At 41.6% G+C, this 15,044-nt stretch carries 20 protein-coding genes; 4 read left to right on the top strand and 16 right to left on the bottom strand.

Annotated features, from left to right (window positions below; all coding sequences use genetic code 11):
* Positions 1-34: 34 nt before the first annotated feature.
* Together bshC and NST39_RS07770 are read right to left on the bottom strand one after the other, a co-directional pair.
* The gene (bshC, locus tag NST39_RS07775; protein WP_341027773.1) at positions 35-1,654 is read right to left on the bottom strand and encodes a bacillithiol biosynthesis cysteine-adding enzyme BshC; all 1,620 of its coding nucleotides are present in this window, start codon (positions 1,652-1,654) and stop codon (positions 35-37) included.
* Positions 1,655-1,719: 65 nt separating this feature from the next.
* Entirely contained in the window at positions 1,720-2,619 is a 900-nt protein-coding gene (locus NST39_RS07770; RefSeq protein ID WP_341027772.1) for a 2-dehydropantoate 2-reductase, read from the bottom strand.
* A 209-nt stretch (positions 2,620-2,828) separates the two neighbouring features.
* On the opposite strand from NST39_RS07770, the gene NST39_RS07765 reads away from it, so the two are divergent.
* Positions 2,829-3,308 (top strand): N-acetyltransferase, encoded by a 480-nt coding sequence (locus NST39_RS07765; RefSeq protein ID WP_003211702.1) that lies wholly within the window; start codon positions 2,829-2,831, stop codon positions 3,306-3,308.
* A 46-nt stretch (positions 3,309-3,354) separates the two neighbouring features.
* Here the strand turns inward: NST39_RS07765 and gerR are convergent, their stop codons facing one another.
* From gerR to NST39_RS07750, 3 genes are all read right to left on the bottom strand, one after another.
* A complete protein-coding gene (gene gerR, locus NST39_RS07760; RefSeq protein ID WP_044141997.1) occupies positions 3,355-3,894 on the bottom strand; it encodes a sporulation-specific transcriptional regulator GerR in 540 nt (179 codons plus the stop codon).
* 138 nt (positions 3,895-4,032) lie between these two features.
* Positions 4,033-4,206, bottom strand: a complete 174-nt coding sequence (rpmF, locus tag NST39_RS07755) for a 50S ribosomal protein L32 (protein ID WP_008354700.1) — start codon at positions 4,204-4,206, stop codon at positions 4,033-4,035.
* 26 nt (positions 4,207-4,232) lie between these two features.
* Positions 4,233-4,751 carry a YceD family protein gene (locus NST39_RS07750; protein WP_341027771.1) on the bottom strand — a complete coding sequence of 173 codons (519 nt, stop codon included), beginning with the start codon at positions 4,749-4,751 and terminating at the stop codon, positions 4,233-4,235.
* A gap of 206 nt (positions 4,752-4,957) precedes the next feature.
* Here NST39_RS07750 and NST39_RS07745 point away from each other — a divergent pair, with 206 nt between their 5' ends.
* The gene (locus NST39_RS07745) at positions 4,958-6,202 is read left to right on the top strand and encodes a nucleotidyltransferase (RefSeq protein WP_341027769.1); all 1,245 of its coding nucleotides are present in this window, start codon (positions 4,958-4,960) and stop codon (positions 6,200-6,202) included.
* Positions 6,203-6,239: 37 nt separating this feature from the next.
* Here NST39_RS07745 and NST39_RS07740 read toward each other — a convergent pair whose 3' ends face one another.
* Both NST39_RS07740 and NST39_RS07735 read right to left on the bottom strand, forming a co-directional pair.
* Positions 6,240-7,268, bottom strand: coding sequence for a SepM family pheromone-processing serine protease (locus NST39_RS07740; protein WP_341027767.1), 1,029 nt, complete (start codon positions 7,266-7,268; stop codon positions 6,240-6,242).
* Between the two features lie 4 nt (positions 7,269-7,272).
* Positions 7,273-8,052, bottom strand: a complete 780-nt coding sequence (locus NST39_RS07735) for a patatin-like phospholipase family protein (RefSeq protein ID WP_111911451.1) — start codon at positions 8,050-8,052, stop codon at positions 7,273-7,275.
* A gap of 158 nt (positions 8,053-8,210) precedes the next feature.
* Here NST39_RS07735 and ylbJ point away from each other — a divergent pair, with 158 nt between their 5' ends.
* Positions 8,211-9,419 carry a sporulation integral membrane protein YlbJ gene (ylbJ, locus tag NST39_RS07730; RefSeq protein ID WP_341027764.1) on the top strand — a complete coding sequence of 403 codons (1,209 nt, stop codon included), beginning with the start codon at positions 8,211-8,213 and terminating at the stop codon, positions 9,417-9,419.
* Between the two features lie 13 nt (positions 9,420-9,432).
* On the opposite strand, the gene coaD is transcribed toward ylbJ, so the two are convergent.
* From coaD to NST39_RS07685, 9 genes are all read right to left on the bottom strand, one after another.
* The gene (gene coaD / locus NST39_RS07725) at positions 9,433-9,915 is read right to left on the bottom strand and encodes a pantetheine-phosphate adenylyltransferase (protein WP_044142001.1); all 483 of its coding nucleotides are present in this window, start codon (positions 9,913-9,915) and stop codon (positions 9,433-9,435) included.
* Between the two features lie 3 nt (positions 9,916-9,918).
* Positions 9,919-10,476, bottom strand: coding sequence for a 16S rRNA (guanine(966)-N(2))-methyltransferase RsmD (rsmD, locus tag NST39_RS07720; RefSeq protein ID WP_003211265.1), 558 nt, complete (start codon positions 10,474-10,476; stop codon positions 9,919-9,921).
* 311 nt (positions 10,477-10,787) lie between these two features.
* Complete coding sequence (locus tag NST39_RS07715; RefSeq protein WP_003212137.1) at positions 10,788-11,060, bottom strand: YlbG family protein; 273 nt, start codon at positions 11,058-11,060, stop codon at positions 10,788-10,790.
* Positions 11,061-11,126: 66 nt separating this feature from the next.
* Complete coding sequence (locus tag NST39_RS07710; RefSeq protein ID WP_003211139.1) at positions 11,127-11,576, bottom strand: YlbF family regulator; 450 nt, start codon at positions 11,574-11,576, stop codon at positions 11,127-11,129.
* Between the two features lie 57 nt (positions 11,577-11,633).
* Positions 11,634-12,041, bottom strand: coding sequence for a hypothetical protein (locus NST39_RS07705; protein ID WP_341027759.1), 408 nt, complete (start codon positions 12,039-12,041; stop codon positions 11,634-11,636).
* A 72-nt stretch (positions 12,042-12,113) separates the two neighbouring features.
* Positions 12,114-12,362 (bottom strand): YlbE-like family protein, encoded by a 249-nt coding sequence (locus NST39_RS07700; RefSeq protein ID WP_044142004.1) that lies wholly within the window; start codon positions 12,360-12,362, stop codon positions 12,114-12,116.
* Positions 12,363-12,381: 19 nt separating this feature from the next.
* Positions 12,382-12,795, bottom strand: coding sequence for a YlbD family protein (locus NST39_RS07695; RefSeq protein WP_044142005.1), 414 nt, complete (start codon positions 12,793-12,795; stop codon positions 12,382-12,384).
* 108 nt (positions 12,796-12,903) lie between these two features.
* Positions 12,904-13,947: a CAP domain-containing protein gene (locus NST39_RS07690; protein ID WP_044142006.1), complete on the bottom strand. Its 1,044-nt coding sequence runs from the start codon at positions 13,945-13,947 to the stop codon at positions 12,904-12,906.
* Positions 13,948-14,069: 122 nt separating this feature from the next.
* Positions 14,070-14,492, bottom strand: coding sequence for a CBS domain-containing protein (locus NST39_RS07685; protein ID WP_341029951.1), 423 nt, complete (start codon positions 14,490-14,492; stop codon positions 14,070-14,072).
* 161 nt (positions 14,493-14,653) lie between these two features.
* On the opposite strand from NST39_RS07685, the gene NST39_RS07680 reads away from it, so the two are divergent.
* Positions 14,654-15,019: a YugN family protein gene (locus tag NST39_RS07680; protein ID WP_341027755.1), complete on the top strand. Its 366-nt coding sequence runs from the start codon at positions 14,654-14,656 to the stop codon at positions 15,017-15,019.
* Positions 15,020-15,044: the final 25 nt, after the last annotated feature.

The raw sequence follows: 15,044 nt of genomic DNA, 5'->3' as shown, positions 1-15,044 counted from the left end.
CCCTGAACTAGTCAGGGTTCATTAAAACTTTATTTCAAAGTTTGACAATTTGTTGCTTGTTTTGAAATGAAAATGGCATATTTTTGAATGTTTTGAAGAATTCTGGACCATATTTGTTTAAAAAGTACATGATATTCCAAATTCTTTCCTGCGGGGCATCTAGTGGTTTTAAACTATTTTCAATCCGTTCAAAGTCCCGAAGGATGTATCCTTCCTTCTCCTCCACACGCTGCGCCACCTTTTGATACACAAATTGAAGCTGGTCTTCAATAAATTTGGCATTTTTATCTAGCAGCTGCTCGAAGTTTGGTTCAATCTCCAGTGCTTCTTGTCTCATCACACCATGAGCATTTGCTAATTCTCGTTTGGCGTGTTGAACCGCTTGAACAAAGCTGTCTGGAAGACTTTGCTGAAAGTGCGCTTCTTTCTTTTCTTTTACTCCATTTGTCAGCACTTCTTCTACCGACAGTTCTCTAACTGGCAGTTTCTTGTCGATGTGCCTTTCAAGAAGGGTTACATGCAGTCTCGGAAGAACAGGCGCCATCTTTAATTTAAAATGCTCAAAGATTCCTTTCAGCTCTCCCCAATAGTTAACCTCACCGTGTCCTGCCATAAAGGCAAGTGTCGGGAGAAGGGTTTCCTGCATCAAGGGACGCGTCACCACATTGTTGCTAAACCGTTCTGAGTGCTCCTCCACTTCCTGCAAAAGCTCTTCCTTCGTCCAAGTAAGCCCCACTTCTGATATAGAAAACCGGCCGTTCTCTTTTTCAATCAGGAAACGTTCCTCATCATATTCGTAAAACAGATTCGCCTGATTGTCACCAGCTTCAATAATTGGCTGATATCCTGCTCGTTTCATAGCAGCTTGCGATTCATTTAAGCGAGCAGTAACCGCATCATTTGTCTCGACAATGTGCTTGAATAACGCACGCTCAAGCGGTTTGACACCTAAGTCACCTGAATTAAATAAAAGCAGTCCATCTTCTTCAAAGAGGTCACATACAATCCATTCAAAGAAATCAGTAAACGTTTGTGATTTGCGTAAACATCGAAGAAGCTGTTCAAGCAAGTCATTGGTGTATGCAGATTCTTCATACGTTGAAAACACATCACGGAGCCATTTTTCAGTTTTTTCTTGATCAAGCGGGATTCTTTTCGCAGCCGCTTTTTTGACGTTATGTAATGACAGCTTTTGTTTCACTGGCCCCTTTTCGCCAGATGTGTACACAAAATTAATTTCATCTACGTCATGATCCTCACCAGCTACCCAAAAGACCGGAATCACTGGGACGCTAAGCTCTGTTTCTTTTTCTTTTGCAAACTGAATGATGGATATGATTTTATGTATGGTATAAAGCGGTCCTGTTAATAGACCAGCCTGCTGTCCTCCGACCACCATGACACTCCGTTCATCACGGATCTTTTCAATGTTCTGGCGCATCGCTTTCGATTCAAACTTTGCATGGTACGCGCTCATATAATCCGCTAAAGCCTCGCGCGGGAAGCTCATTTCCATGAGATCGTCGTATCTCTTTTTCCATGTGTGCTCAGAATGTATATCATAATCAAAAAAAGTCGTCATCTCTTTTTTTTCTTCTATATAATCACGTATGAATAAATTCTGACTTCGGATGGAAAGTTCAGTCAATTGCATGTTTAGAACTTCCTTTCTTCAATAAATAGTTAGTTTCCCGAAAAAAGTATAGCATGTAAATGAGCTCACTCAAAAGATTTTGTTTGCTTTTTTTCCAATACTTCCAAGCTTCGATCAAAGAAAGTGAGATGTGGCGCCGCAACGCTGTGAGTTTGAGCCTTATTTAAAAGATAGCCAAGGATGGCTTTTCTTTCGGTTTGGCGGCCTTTCACTATATCTTGAAGCATAGACGACTGATTCTCAGCCGTTTTCTCACAAACAGAGACTACATAAGACCAGAGCCGCTCTTTTTCATGTAAGCTCAAGATGGAAACTGCTTCTTCAAATGCACATTTCATCATGTATTCATATGAAGGGTTTGCGATCAATTCCCCATTTCTCACATGCAGCAAAGCCGTGAGCGGATTAATACAGACATTGACAAGCAGTTTTTCCTCCAGCACCTTTTTCCATTCATCCGTATAGATCATCTGAAAATGAGATGATGTCTCATTCAATGCTTCTTTTATACCAGCTGCTTCTTCATGCTGAAATGCCCCCCACTTGATGACACCGATACCTGTATGGTTCACTGCATGATCTGACATCTTCATAGCTCCGTGCTCTACCGCACCTATGTATAATGAATGTCCCGTTTTCCAATTCTCCAAATCTAATAAGTGAGCCATTCCGTTCTGTAAGAATAAGATACGATGAGGAGGTAATGTCGATAGTTCACCAAGCACATCTTGCAAATGATGATATTTCACTGTCACGATGAGCAAATCAAATTCTCCTATTATTCCTGTCTGTGCATGAACAGCCGCCTGGCATGTTTCTCCTTTTACTGTTCGCTCAATGCCTACTGCTCGAATCTCTTCTGCCTGTTCGTTTCTTCTTGTAAAGACTGTGACGTCATGATGCTGCGTTAAATAACTAGCACAGAGCAGACCAATCGCACCGCCGCCAATGATTCCAATGTTCAACTGCCGCACATCCCTTTTTCGTTTACTTCATGATATCAACTATTTTAACAGGTTCATGTCGTGATGCAAAAAGCAGATGGCGCGCTATGATTGAATTTTTTTAATTTAAAAACTATAATAATAAGTGTAAAAACTTTTTGAGGCAGATGGGATGAAAACGCCTTCAATGACATCACTGTCGACATTATGTGTGTAAGGGGGAAGATCATATGGCACAAGTAAAACGACTTCTAATTAATTACAAAACGTTAGAGGAATTTAAACAATTTAAGGAATACGGCATACAAGAGCTATCCATGCTCGAAGACCTTGAAAGCAATATGATTGAAAATGACAGCAACTCTCCATTTTATGGGATTTATTTTGGAGATAAGCTAGTGGCACGTATGAGCCTTTATCAAGTGGACGGCTCAACGACAACGTATTTTAACCACAACCATGATTATTTAGAGCTGTGGAAGCTGGAAGTACTTCCTGGGTATCAGCGCAAAGGGTACGGCGAAGCACTTGTTGAATTCGCTAAATCGTTTGGATTGCCAATTCGGACCAATCCGCGCGTCAAATCTGCCGGTTTTTGGGATAAAATGGGCTTTGAAGCAGTCAAATATGATATGGAGCGCGATAAGGGTGAAAATCCACTCATCTGGGAGCCTGCACATATTCAAAAAAATACAGGTGAGTCCGCTTAAAGGCTGATCACAAAACGCCCCTCCTTTCTCTGTGAGGGGCGTCTCTTTATTTAGCATATTCTTTTAAGCTGATATTCTGTTTGACTCTTTCAACAATACTTATGAGTGCCCGGTAATCTTCTTCTGTCATTTTTAATTGCCGCTTTAAGTGTTCATTTTCTTCTGTAAGTGACTTCAATTGATGCTGTGCATCTGCCAGTTCTTCGCGTAAATGAGCAGGTCCATCAGGTTCTTTTTCAAGCTGCTCTAAAAACTGAATCACTTCTCGAAGGGACAATTCAGCCTGATTTGAAGAAGTCTTCTCTTCTATGGTTAACGCATGCTGTGGTAAACCAGAGGAATGAATACCTATTTTTTTACGCAATTCTTTCCGCTGTTTTTTTGCCAGCTCTATGCCTGCCTGATATTGTTTTCTAACATATGAATTCCACCTGAAACCACATGCTGCCGCTGTTCTTGACAATGCTTTCCCGACCTCCTCAAATGCGGAAAGCTGCGTCCCTCCATCTCGAATGTGCCTTAAGACAACTTCTGCTAAAAGTAAATCTTCATCCTGTGTCCATGCGTCCTGCCTTGTAATTGTCAATTGATCATCCCCCCTGAATCTGAATACCACATCATATGCGCCTACTAGAGTAGATAGACTATTTGCAGAGGAGAAACCTAAAAAATAGACAAATAAAAAAACGCAAGGGAAGATTCCCTCACGTTTTTTTATCAAGCATTAGTTGCTTTTTACGTCTTTGCCTTTGTATGTTCCGCAAGATTTGCAGACACGATGAGAAATTTTCATTTCACCGCATTCTGGGCAAGCTACCATACCAGGTACTTGTAGTTTGAAATGCGTACGACGCAATCTTTTTTTCATTTTAGAAGTTCTTCTAAAAGGTACAGCCATTATTCCCACCTCCTTAAAGAGTTAAGTTAAGATTCATTATTTTCTTCTAAGAGCTTCTTCAAGCCTTCCAGACGCGGATCAATTCGGTTTTGATGTGCATCTTCCGAAATGACCGCCCAGTCATTTCCTTCTTGTGGTGCAGCATCTTTTACGTCCGTTTGGTCGCAAAAGATTTGCATTGGCACTTCAAGAAGAATTTCTTCCTTGACTAAAGGCGTTAAGTCGATGATGTCGTCTTCTACAATAGAAACGTCTTCATCTTCTATGTCGTCTGTCTTATGAAGTACAAATAGTTCTTTCGTTGAAATCGCAAATGGATAATTTACATCAACAAGCGTTCTTGAACAAGGCAATGTCATTTCACCTGTGATGGTTAAATCAAATGCGACTTGCTTTGATTCGATCACTCCAGTCCCTTTCACCTCTACCGGTGAAATGCGACGTATATCTGAATGAAGGCTAGTAAGTTCATTTAAGTCAACCGTCTCATGAAAATCGAAGCTGTTTTTAGCTTTTTGATGTAACTGATAAACTGTCCATTTCAATTGTATCACCTCTAAGAGCAACAAACATGATTATAGCTTTCCTCATGTTATTTGTCAATATTTTTTCTTTACAGTCCTTTGTGATGTCAGAGCGTTGTTTGACATCAGTTCTCGGAATGCCTACACTGAAAAAAATGGGCTTCATTTTTCCCTTATGCTACTGTAGCATAGACCATTTAACCATAGCAAGAAAGGCGGAACATCTATTGAAAGCAACAGGAGTCGTTGTCGAGTATAATCCATTTCATAATGGACATGCCTATCATGTTCGTCAGGCGAAAACACATACCTCCTCAGATGTTGTCATTGCCGTCATGAGCGGTTCCTTCCTCCAGCGCGGTGAGCCTGCCATCGTCTCAAAATGGGCGCGGACAAAAATGGCACTGCAAAACGGTGTAGACATTGTGTGTGAGCTTCCATACATATACGCAGTGCAAAAGGCAGAAACCTTTGCAAACGGTGCTGTGGCGATTCTAGATGCTTTAAAATGCCGCTCCCTTTTTTTCGGCAGCGAGGATGGTGACATCAAAGCATTTGAGCGAACGGCTCGTGCTTGGCATGAGAAAAAAGAAGAAATTGACCTTTTCACAAAAGGAAAAGTAAAAGAGGGCCTTAGTTATCCAGCTGCTGCTGCTGCTGCGTTTCAAGAGGTGATTGATCCTAAGCACTTACTGGATCTGTCTCTGCCCAATAACATTTTAGGTTTCCATTATGTCAAAGCCATCTTGGAGAGATCCCCTCACATACAGCCCTTTACCTCTCAAAGGATTTCATCTGGTTATCATGATGAAGAACTACCTGAAAATCAGAAAATCGCAAGCGCAACAAGTATACGAAAAGCGTTAAAAGATCATGGTACATTTGAAACAGTCGCCCCTTATCTCCCAGAAGCTACGCTCAAGCAATTACATGACTATCATTCTTCATATGGTCTTCTACATACACAAGAAGCCTACTTTAGCTTCTTAAAACACGTCTTTCACACAATGGATACGGCAGAACTAGAAGGCATCTATGAAATCGAAGAAGGCATTGAACACCGCATGCAAAAGGCGATTACACATGCGTCCTCCTACGAGGAATATCTATCACTTGTGAAAACAAAACGCTATACGTGGACAAGGCTGCAACGGATGAACACACATCTCTTAATGAGGGTGAAAAAGAGTGCCATGCATGAGCTGCTGAAAGAGAAAAAAGCGCCTTATATTCGTTTACTTGGTATGTCAAAGAAAGGGCAGCAATACTTATCTCTTGTGAAAAAAGAATTGGATGTGCCGCTCGTTAGTAAACTGTCTGCCTTTTCACATCCCGCACTTGATCTTGATATTCGCGCATCCCGCGTCTTCAGCCTGCCCGTTAGTGAGCCGATGCAAACGAACTTAACGGAAGCGGAATTTAAAACCTCACCGATCCGATATGATGAAGAGACTGGTCTCTTCCAGTCTTAGCAAAAAGAGCAGCCTTGCGTAAGGCTGCTCTTTTTGATTAAGATGCTTTCTCTTTTAATTTGTTTAAATAGTTCAGCGCATCTTGCATTGTATCTACAGGCACAATTTTCATATTACTTTTAATATCTTTCACTGTTTTGACAGCATTTCGATAGTCTGAATTTGGATCACCTTTATCATTCGGTGCAAAGAATATATCTTTTCCGGCTTTATCTGCCGCCACGACCTTTTGATCGATTCCGCCAATTGGACCGACCGTTCCATCGGCGTCAATTGTTCCCGTTCCTGCAATCGCATAGCCATGTGTTTCGTCTTCTTTTGTCAGCTGGTTATAAATTTCAAGTGACATCATAAGACCCGCTGACGGTCCGCCGATATTTTCAATATCCACCTTAATAGAAGGTGAGACTTTCACATTTCGGTCTGTAAATAATGATACGCCAATTCCAACTCGATTCGGCTCTTCTTTAAATGGTTTTAACGTCACTTTCTCCGTCATGTCTTTGCCATTTCGTTCAAGGACAAAACGGACAGATGTACCTGCTTTTTTGCTGCTGATATACGAAACCATTTTATCAGCAGAATCATAGGTCTTGCCATCAACGCTTTTGATTCGGTCGCCCACTTCAATTTTGCCGTAAGCAGGCATTCCTTTCATCACGTAGCTTGCATATACGCCGTTAAACGTATAATCTACTTTTTTACCTGCTTTTGTATATGCTGCAATCATGGCATTTTCTTGAGAGCTTTTCATCAGCTGAAGCTGCCTTTTCATATAATCTTGATCCGACTCCCCGTCTGCTTTCATATTTTCTTCTGGGACGATTTCGTCATATTTATTCATTTTCGCAAGCAAATACGTATACGGATTGGCTGGACCTACTTTAATTGTCATAAGAGAGAAGCTGCCCTTCTCGCCATATCCGCCGTCTACTTGAATGTGGGGAGCAATCTCGGTTGCATCACCCGGCTTTGTCACGTAATATGGCAGTTTGACAAAGGTTAAGCCACATAATACAAGGATAACGACAAAAAAGCTGAGCCAGCGAATATTTAATTTTTTCATTCGATTAACACTCCCATTTATCAATGACATCTTTCAGTTTACCTGTTAGTTGATCTGCGGCAAGCTCACCTGCTTCAATCATCTCCTGCACCTGCGCGAACGCACTCGAGCTAAATGTTTCAAGTTTCGGTCGGATCATGACATCAGCGTGAATGGTTTGATGACGGACCAATTCATTTTGAAGGATGTCCAAACTTTGCATAATCACATCCGATAATCTCGTCGCCTTTTCTGTTTTTTTCACCCTTGATACATCAGAGGCGATAATGAGGTCTGCGCCCATATCTTTTAAAACAGACACAGGAATGCGGTCCACAACCGCTCCATCGACTAGCTGTCTGCCGCCCATTTCATGAGGAACAAACACGCCTGGAATGCTGATGCTTGCTCTGACTGCTTGTGAGACAGACCCTTTTTTAAACACGACCTTCTCCCCTGTCTCGAGGTCACAGGCAACCACCGCAAGGGGCATTCTTAATTCTTCGAATTTTTTCCCATATGTAAACGTGTGAATCAGCTGCAAAATTCGATTTCCTTTTAAAAGACCGATTTTTGGCAGTGTATAGTCAGCATAATACTTTTTTCTGAAGACAAGTGCAAGTTTTTTCATTTTTTCTACATCCTGTCCTGCCGCATAAAAGCTCCCAACAAGTGCGCCAATACTGCTGCCAGCGATCATATCTACCTGAATACCTTGTTTCTCAAGACTAGATAAAACCCCGATATGTGCCATTCCCCTCGCACCCCCAGAGCCTAACGCAAGCCCGATGACTGGTCGCCTCATGAAAATCCACCCTCCTCTTTTCTATGCATATATACGAATCTATTGGTCTAAACATGCCCCTTCTGCTCGTATAGTAATAGAAGACAGGCTCGGCTAGTTTCTTTCTTTTTTGATCACGAGCTCGCCAATAGATCATAACGGCAAGGGGCGAAATCTCCATGAAAAAATGGAACACTCTGTTCATCGCTGCTTTTTTTATCTTTTTAACAGCCACTGTGATTACACATCCACAAGCCTCTTTGCAAGCGTCTAAAAATGGACTTGCAATGTGGTGGGAGGTTGTATTTCCATCATTGCTTCCTTTTTTTATTTTGTCCGAGCTATTAATTAGTTTCGGGATTGTCAGATTTGTCGGGGTATTATTAGAACCATTTATGCGCCCTATCTTTCGAGTACCTGGTGTAGGCGGATTTGTCCTAGCGATGGGAATGGCATCAGGCTTTCCTTCTGGTGCTAAATTAACCACAAGACTCAGGCAGGAAGGACAACTGACACAAATCGAAGCAGAGCGCCTCGTTTCTTTTACAAATTCATCGAATCCATTGTTTATTTTCGGTGCGGTGGCTGTTGGTTTTTTTCATCATCCAGCTTTAGGAATTGTTTTGGCCTGCGCACATTATTTAGGGAATCTCGCTGTTGGGGTGACGATGCGGGGATATAAAGCACGGCATGATGCACATCTGAGGAGCCGTAAGCGATTTTTATTCCCACCGTTTCAAGAGGCATTCAGCGCTCTTCATACAGCAAGACTCGCAGAGAAAAGATCGCTCGGCCAAATTTTAAGTGATGCGGTCATGTCATCAGTCCAAACACTCTTTATGATTGGCGGCTTTATTATCTTATTTTCTGTGTTTAGCAAAATGCTGTCAGTTGTTCATGTGACGGACCTCTTATCCATAGGGATCGGATATATGCTGCAAACGATGCATCTTCCGCCAGAATTAGATCTTGCGATGATTGCTGGTTTATTTGAAATCACATTAGGAAGTCAGCTGACAGGGTCACAGGAAGTCACCCTTCTTGCTAAAACGATTGTCGTCAGCTTTATATTAGGATTCAGCGGGTTTTCTGTTCAAGCTCAGGTCGCTGGCATTCTGGCGGCAACAGATATACGCTTTAAACCGTTTTTCTTCGCTCGTTTGCTTCACGGGATTTATGCAGCTGTTTTTGCCTTCTTATTGTTCAAGCCTCTTTATGTCTCTCGATCTGACATGGCTCTCCCAGCAGGTGCCTTTGAAGCAAGCCAGCAGGTCGTCATGTACAGCAGTGTGCTTTGGAATCAGCTTGTGACAGCTGGCCCTTTGATCACGCTATGCAGCTTGATCTTGTATACGGCGCTATACTATCAGAAATTAAAAAAAGGATGAGTACACGGCGCACTCATCCTTTAAATTTTTCTATCAGCGCTTCTTCTACCTCTTTTGGCACAAGGTCTTTGACTGAACCATCATATTTCGCTACTTCTTTGACTATGCTGGAGCTTAAGAAGGAATACTGATTGTTGGTCATCATGAAAAACGTTTCAATGTCATCGTTTAACACTTTATTCATTGATGTGCCTTGCATTTCATATTCAAAGTCTGTCACAGCTCTTAATCCGCGTAAAATGACTTTGGCTTCTTTTTGTTTCGCATAATCAACAAGCAGACCGTGAAAGGATTCGACTTTGATATTTGGTAGATCCTTCGTCGCTTGGCGAATGAGCTCACACCGTTCTTCAACGGTAAACAACGGTTTCTTGGATGAGTTATTTAGTACACATACATACACTTCATCAAAGATCTTTGCACCTCTTTTGATGATATCCAAATGGCCCAATGTGACTGGATCGAAGCTACCCGGACAAACGGCAATGTTCCCCATGCTTTAATTTCCCCGCTTTCTATAGATCGTAATACCAGTCAACCCGTACAGTTCCTGTCTTGATATGTAAAGCTGTCCAGCTTCCTCTGGCAGTATAACGTCCTTATCATGCTCACACACGATCACGCCGTCATCTGTTAATAAGGCATGCTCGTCAATCATGTCAAGAAGTGCTTTCAGCTGTTGATCTTTGTAAGGCGGATCAAGAAAAATCGCTTGAAAGGATTCCTCTCGTTTCACAACGGCTGCGAGTGCACGCTTTGCCTCGTTTCGAAACACTTCACTTTGATCAATCAGCTCCAATTGATTGAGGTTTCCTTTTATCGTTTGAATCGCCTTCATATCTCGATCAACGAATATGCAATGATCGAATCCTCTAGAAAGCGCTTCAATCCCTAAACCACCGCTTCCCGCAAATAAATCAAGGGCCCATCCGCCATCAAAATACGGGCCAATCATATTAAATATCGATTCTTTTACTTTATCTGTCGTCGGTCTTGTTGATTGACCTGGTACCGCTTTAAGTGTGCGGCCTTTTCTCGTTCCAGAGATGACTCTCATTTTTCCACCACTTTTTCTGCTTGCTTCTATTGGTTATTGTGTATGACAAAAAATCCAACATTATCTTACCACAACACTCCGCAGGGGACAATGCGCGGACTTTCATTCATTTTCTATGTATAGATCAAGGAAAGCGGGGTCATACTACTTATAACAGCATCTGATGTGGTGCTGTTGCCAACCGCGGAGAAGACTTACGTTTCCCCATAAGTTCTTCCTCCGGTTTCTCCTCTCCCTTTGCCTTCTCCTTAATGAATCATTAAGAATAGAAGGACCCCGCGGGTGATGCCGCGGGGGTTTTTTTTGTGTCTTTAAAAGCCCACTTTATAATCATACTCTTTTGCTTTGTCCAATTTGGATTCGTACTCTAATTTAATAAAAGGTTTATATGAAGGCTCAACACGCTTCACAAATGGCAATGAGCTGAGCTTAGCCATATGGCGCTCGAGATCATTCATATCACAATAGATCACTGCATATTTCATTTTCCTTGAAATATAGTGAACATTTCCAAATTTTCTTAGCGCCTTTGACTGCTTTAACGAATGCAGCCAAACGACCATCCCTTGACGTTTGGTTTCCATCTTTTCACCTGCCGCTTTTTCAATTCTTTTCAGTCATTATGTAAAAGACGAGACATTCAAGTCTCGTCAAGATACTTTACAGCCACAGCTGCCACCAGATCCACAGCCACCGCCGCATGATGATAGACCATCAAAATATGGGTTCCCTGTTGGAACTTTGATATATGCTGATACAGCTTGACCGATTTCAATACTAATCTCATCTAAGATGGATTGAATCGCTGTTTCTGCTTTTTTGAAATCAACCACTGTATCGTGGAGATCTATCTTTCTTTTGACCTCACGCATTTCCTTTGAGATCGTTCTATAGTCCGGATGGTATTTGCCGAACCGCTGCACATCCTCATATTGCTCTTTTACTTTTGTAAAATGGGCAATAATTTGTTGGGCTTCTTCGTCTTGCTGGAGACGCTTAAAGCAGTTGCGGTAATGTTCAGCCTCCTCCGACTGAAGAATCATGGCAGCCAATTGATTCGCTTCCTCTTGGAGCTCCACAGATTCGATTGTCGCATACATAAATGATGCACCTCCAATTCATAGTTTACCACGAAACCTATGGATCAGAAAATGCTTTTACGTCACAAATACATCCCATGTCTCTTTTTTCTGCCTATATTCTGGATGACGAGAATTGAGCACAACGGTCATTTTATGCTTTCCTTTTGAGAGATGCTTGACCACAAATGCAGCAGTATATTCATTGCCTGCACGTTTTCCGTCTACATACACTGTAAAATATCCCGCCTTCTCATCCTTTTTTAGTTGCGTAGGCTCAAGATGAAAATCTTGCAGTGTACTTTCTATATAAACAGAAGACCCCTGCACTTTGTATTTTAAAAAGCCTTGCTGCTTCATTTCACTCTGGGCTTGCTGCATCACGGGTACAGCTGGATCTTGCTTCATGACTTGCTTCTCTTCATGTTGACTTTGACACCCGGTGACAAGAAAAAGCAATGCGCATATTGACAGCATCCATTTCATCATCTGATTCTCCTTTCATCTACTTTTATAGGATGCTCAGGAAATGGACATCTTAATCAACTCAAAAAAGCCTCATCCGGCTCCATTTTGATTGCGCATTGCTTGGAACATTTGAATCATCATTTCAGCCATTTGGACACTGTTACTCAACTGACTCACACGATGAGGAATGGTTTTTTCGTAAAAATTCATTTTATCTAATTCAAAGGACGATAGCTTATCAGGATGTCGAGTCAGCTGTCTGTACCAGAGAGGACGCTGTCTGATGAATTTGATTCGATCCTCTTCGGCCATGACAAACTCCTGTACTTCTTTCCGCACCAAAAGCATCCCCTTTCACTTAATCTTTCCTGAAGGAGAATGGGTGCTGACTGCCTCCAGATGAACCTTTCTTTGAGCCATTTGATGAAAATTGTCCGAGTAAGCTTTGTAAAGAGGAAATAGACTGGCTCATTTTGTTGATTTGTTCATTCATTTGATCAGCGTCCATTTTTTTCACAGCAGAAACCATTTTAGACATAAAATCGGCTTTTCCCGCTTCACTTGGCTTAGAGGCTTTTTCTTCTTTCACGTCTTCAGATTGCGTTTGCCGGTAAGGAGACCACATCTCATCTTCTTCACCAAACATGACCCAATTTTCGTATACACTTTGCCAGCTTTTTTCTTGCGTTTGCACTTCTTGAATTAACTTCGGATGGCGTCTGACGAATTGTTTAAATTCATCAATGGATGTTTGTTTTTGCTTGTTTGTCATATCCTCACCCCCCATACAAATGCCTACTATACTATATACATCAGCAGTTATTTTGGTGAGCCTCTTTTTCAATCAAAAAAACAGCTGTGATGGTGCAGCTGCTTTCGTTTAAGATGTTTTTTTGATGAAGTTTTGGGTGTAGTATTTTTCTTTCACACCGACGCCAAGGTGTGTGTAATCTTTATTTAATAACGCCTTCCTATGACCTTCACTATTGAGCCAGCCTTCTATCGCTGCAGGTCCATCTACATAATTATAGGCAATGTTTTCACCTGCAAGCTGAAATGCCACCTCGCCTCTTTCTAATCGGTCTTTCAGCGTACCGTATTTTTTAGATTCATGGGAGAAATAATGATTCTCTTTCATGTCCTCACTATGCATGAATGCCACTTCAGAGGTTTCATCATCCCACTTTAAGATTGGCAGTTTGTACTTATGACGAATAATATTGGTCATATCAAAAATTTGTTTTTGACTGGAAGCTTCGATCTCTTTCCATTTTTCACCCGATATTGCCTCTGGTTCTATCAATTGACCACGATAGACGACCTCGTATGGCTTTTGTTTCACAAATGTATCTGCGTTAAACGCCCTGATACTTGAAAGGGTGCTTTCAAACTTATCCATGTAAAGCTGAACATATACATCATCGTCCACTTTCACGGTGGGTCTTGTATTCATATCATCTTCTGAGAATTCAAAGCGGTATGAATTTTGTTCATCCTCTACATGAATGTAAGGTGCAATTTGTGTTTTTTTAAATACCTCACTTGTGGCTTGACCGATTTTAAACGGTTCAACATTGAGCCCGTCTCCTGTTGCAAACAATGTCACCACTTTACTATCCTTTACCCCTACTTGAATATAGTGCTTCTTCGATTGATTGTATATCCACCAGTCATAATCATATGCGGAAGGATCAATGCGATCTGGTTCTCCCAGCTGTTTAAGCACTTCGTTTGAAGATTTCCCCATAAAGGACATGAGCCCCTTTTTCGGGATGTTGATCGGCTTATCGCTAGATGTTTCTTCATTAGACACCTTCGGTTCATTGCTGTTTTCTTTTTCTGGTGAAGATCCATATTGAATAAACAGAACGTACGTTCCAGATATAATCAGGAGGATGAGGAGTGTTTTGAGCACAGTTTTCAAATAAACACCTCCGTTAAATTGGCAAGGTACAAAAAGTACCTTCTACTGTCATTTAAACAAAACTCGCTCTATTTATCAACGACAATACAGCCTATTTAACACGAATTTAAAATATGCCCCTCTTAATGAAGAAATCCTTGCCCATGATCTTGATCCTGCTGAGAGATTTCTGTCAGTGCATCCCCTGCGCGATCATTCGATAAATCTTCGACGGATAAATCTCCAAGAGCGACAATCCCTGTTAATGCACCGTTCTTCACAACAGGAATGCGGCGAAGCTGGTGCTCTGACATCAGCCGGACAATTTCTTCAAGCGTTGCATCTTCTTCTGCTGTCAGTACTTCCTTCGTCATCAGCGAGCCTACTTCCTGTGAGTTTGGCTTTTTTTCTGCAATGCCTCTGAGTACAAGGTCACGGTCTGTCACGATACCAACGAGCTGATCTCCGTTAACCACGGGAATGGCTCCAATGTCTCCGTCTCTCATTTTGACTGCCGCTTCATACGTATTGTCATCTTGCTGACATGTCACTACTTTTTTTGTCATAATATCTTTGATTTTTTTCGTTTTCACGTTGATTCCTCCATCTGTTATTTTCTTTATTACTGTAACCAGGTTATAAAAGAACATACCTTTCACAGTTGAAAGTTTAACGCTTTCATACTATGATTGTCAGTAAAGGGAATTTTTATAAGGAGGGGTTTTGGGTGAAGTTTGAAGGTACGGGGATTGAAAAGGTAGTAGCTGACTTAAATAAATTAGATTTCATCATGGAAAGTGAAGGATTTGTACGAGCCGATCAATGGGATTATGAGCGTGTGACGTACGACAGAAAGTTTAACATGGTAGAGGGAACCTTTTATTTACGCATTTCCGGCTACGCCACCGAAGGGGATGTTGGTTCAAAAAGAGCACACATACAGCTTCTCACACCTTTACTCGGAAAACATTATTATCCGCACGGTGTTGAATACGGCGAAGGCGAAGATTTCCCTAAGTCTCTCATCCAATCAAGCAAAAAAACGCTTGAACAGCTGAAAGAAAAACTAGAAGCAATGACTGCAGAAGCATAAACGAAAGCACAGCCTTATGGCTGTG

The organism is Bacillus sp. FSL W8-0645, from assembly GCF_038007905.1.
Classification (GTDB): Bacteria; Bacillota; Bacilli; order Bacillales; family Bacillaceae; genus Bacillus; species Bacillus pumilus.
The sequence above is the reverse complement of the archived record's forward strand: the minus strand, read 5'-3'. Positions and strand labels throughout refer to the sequence as shown.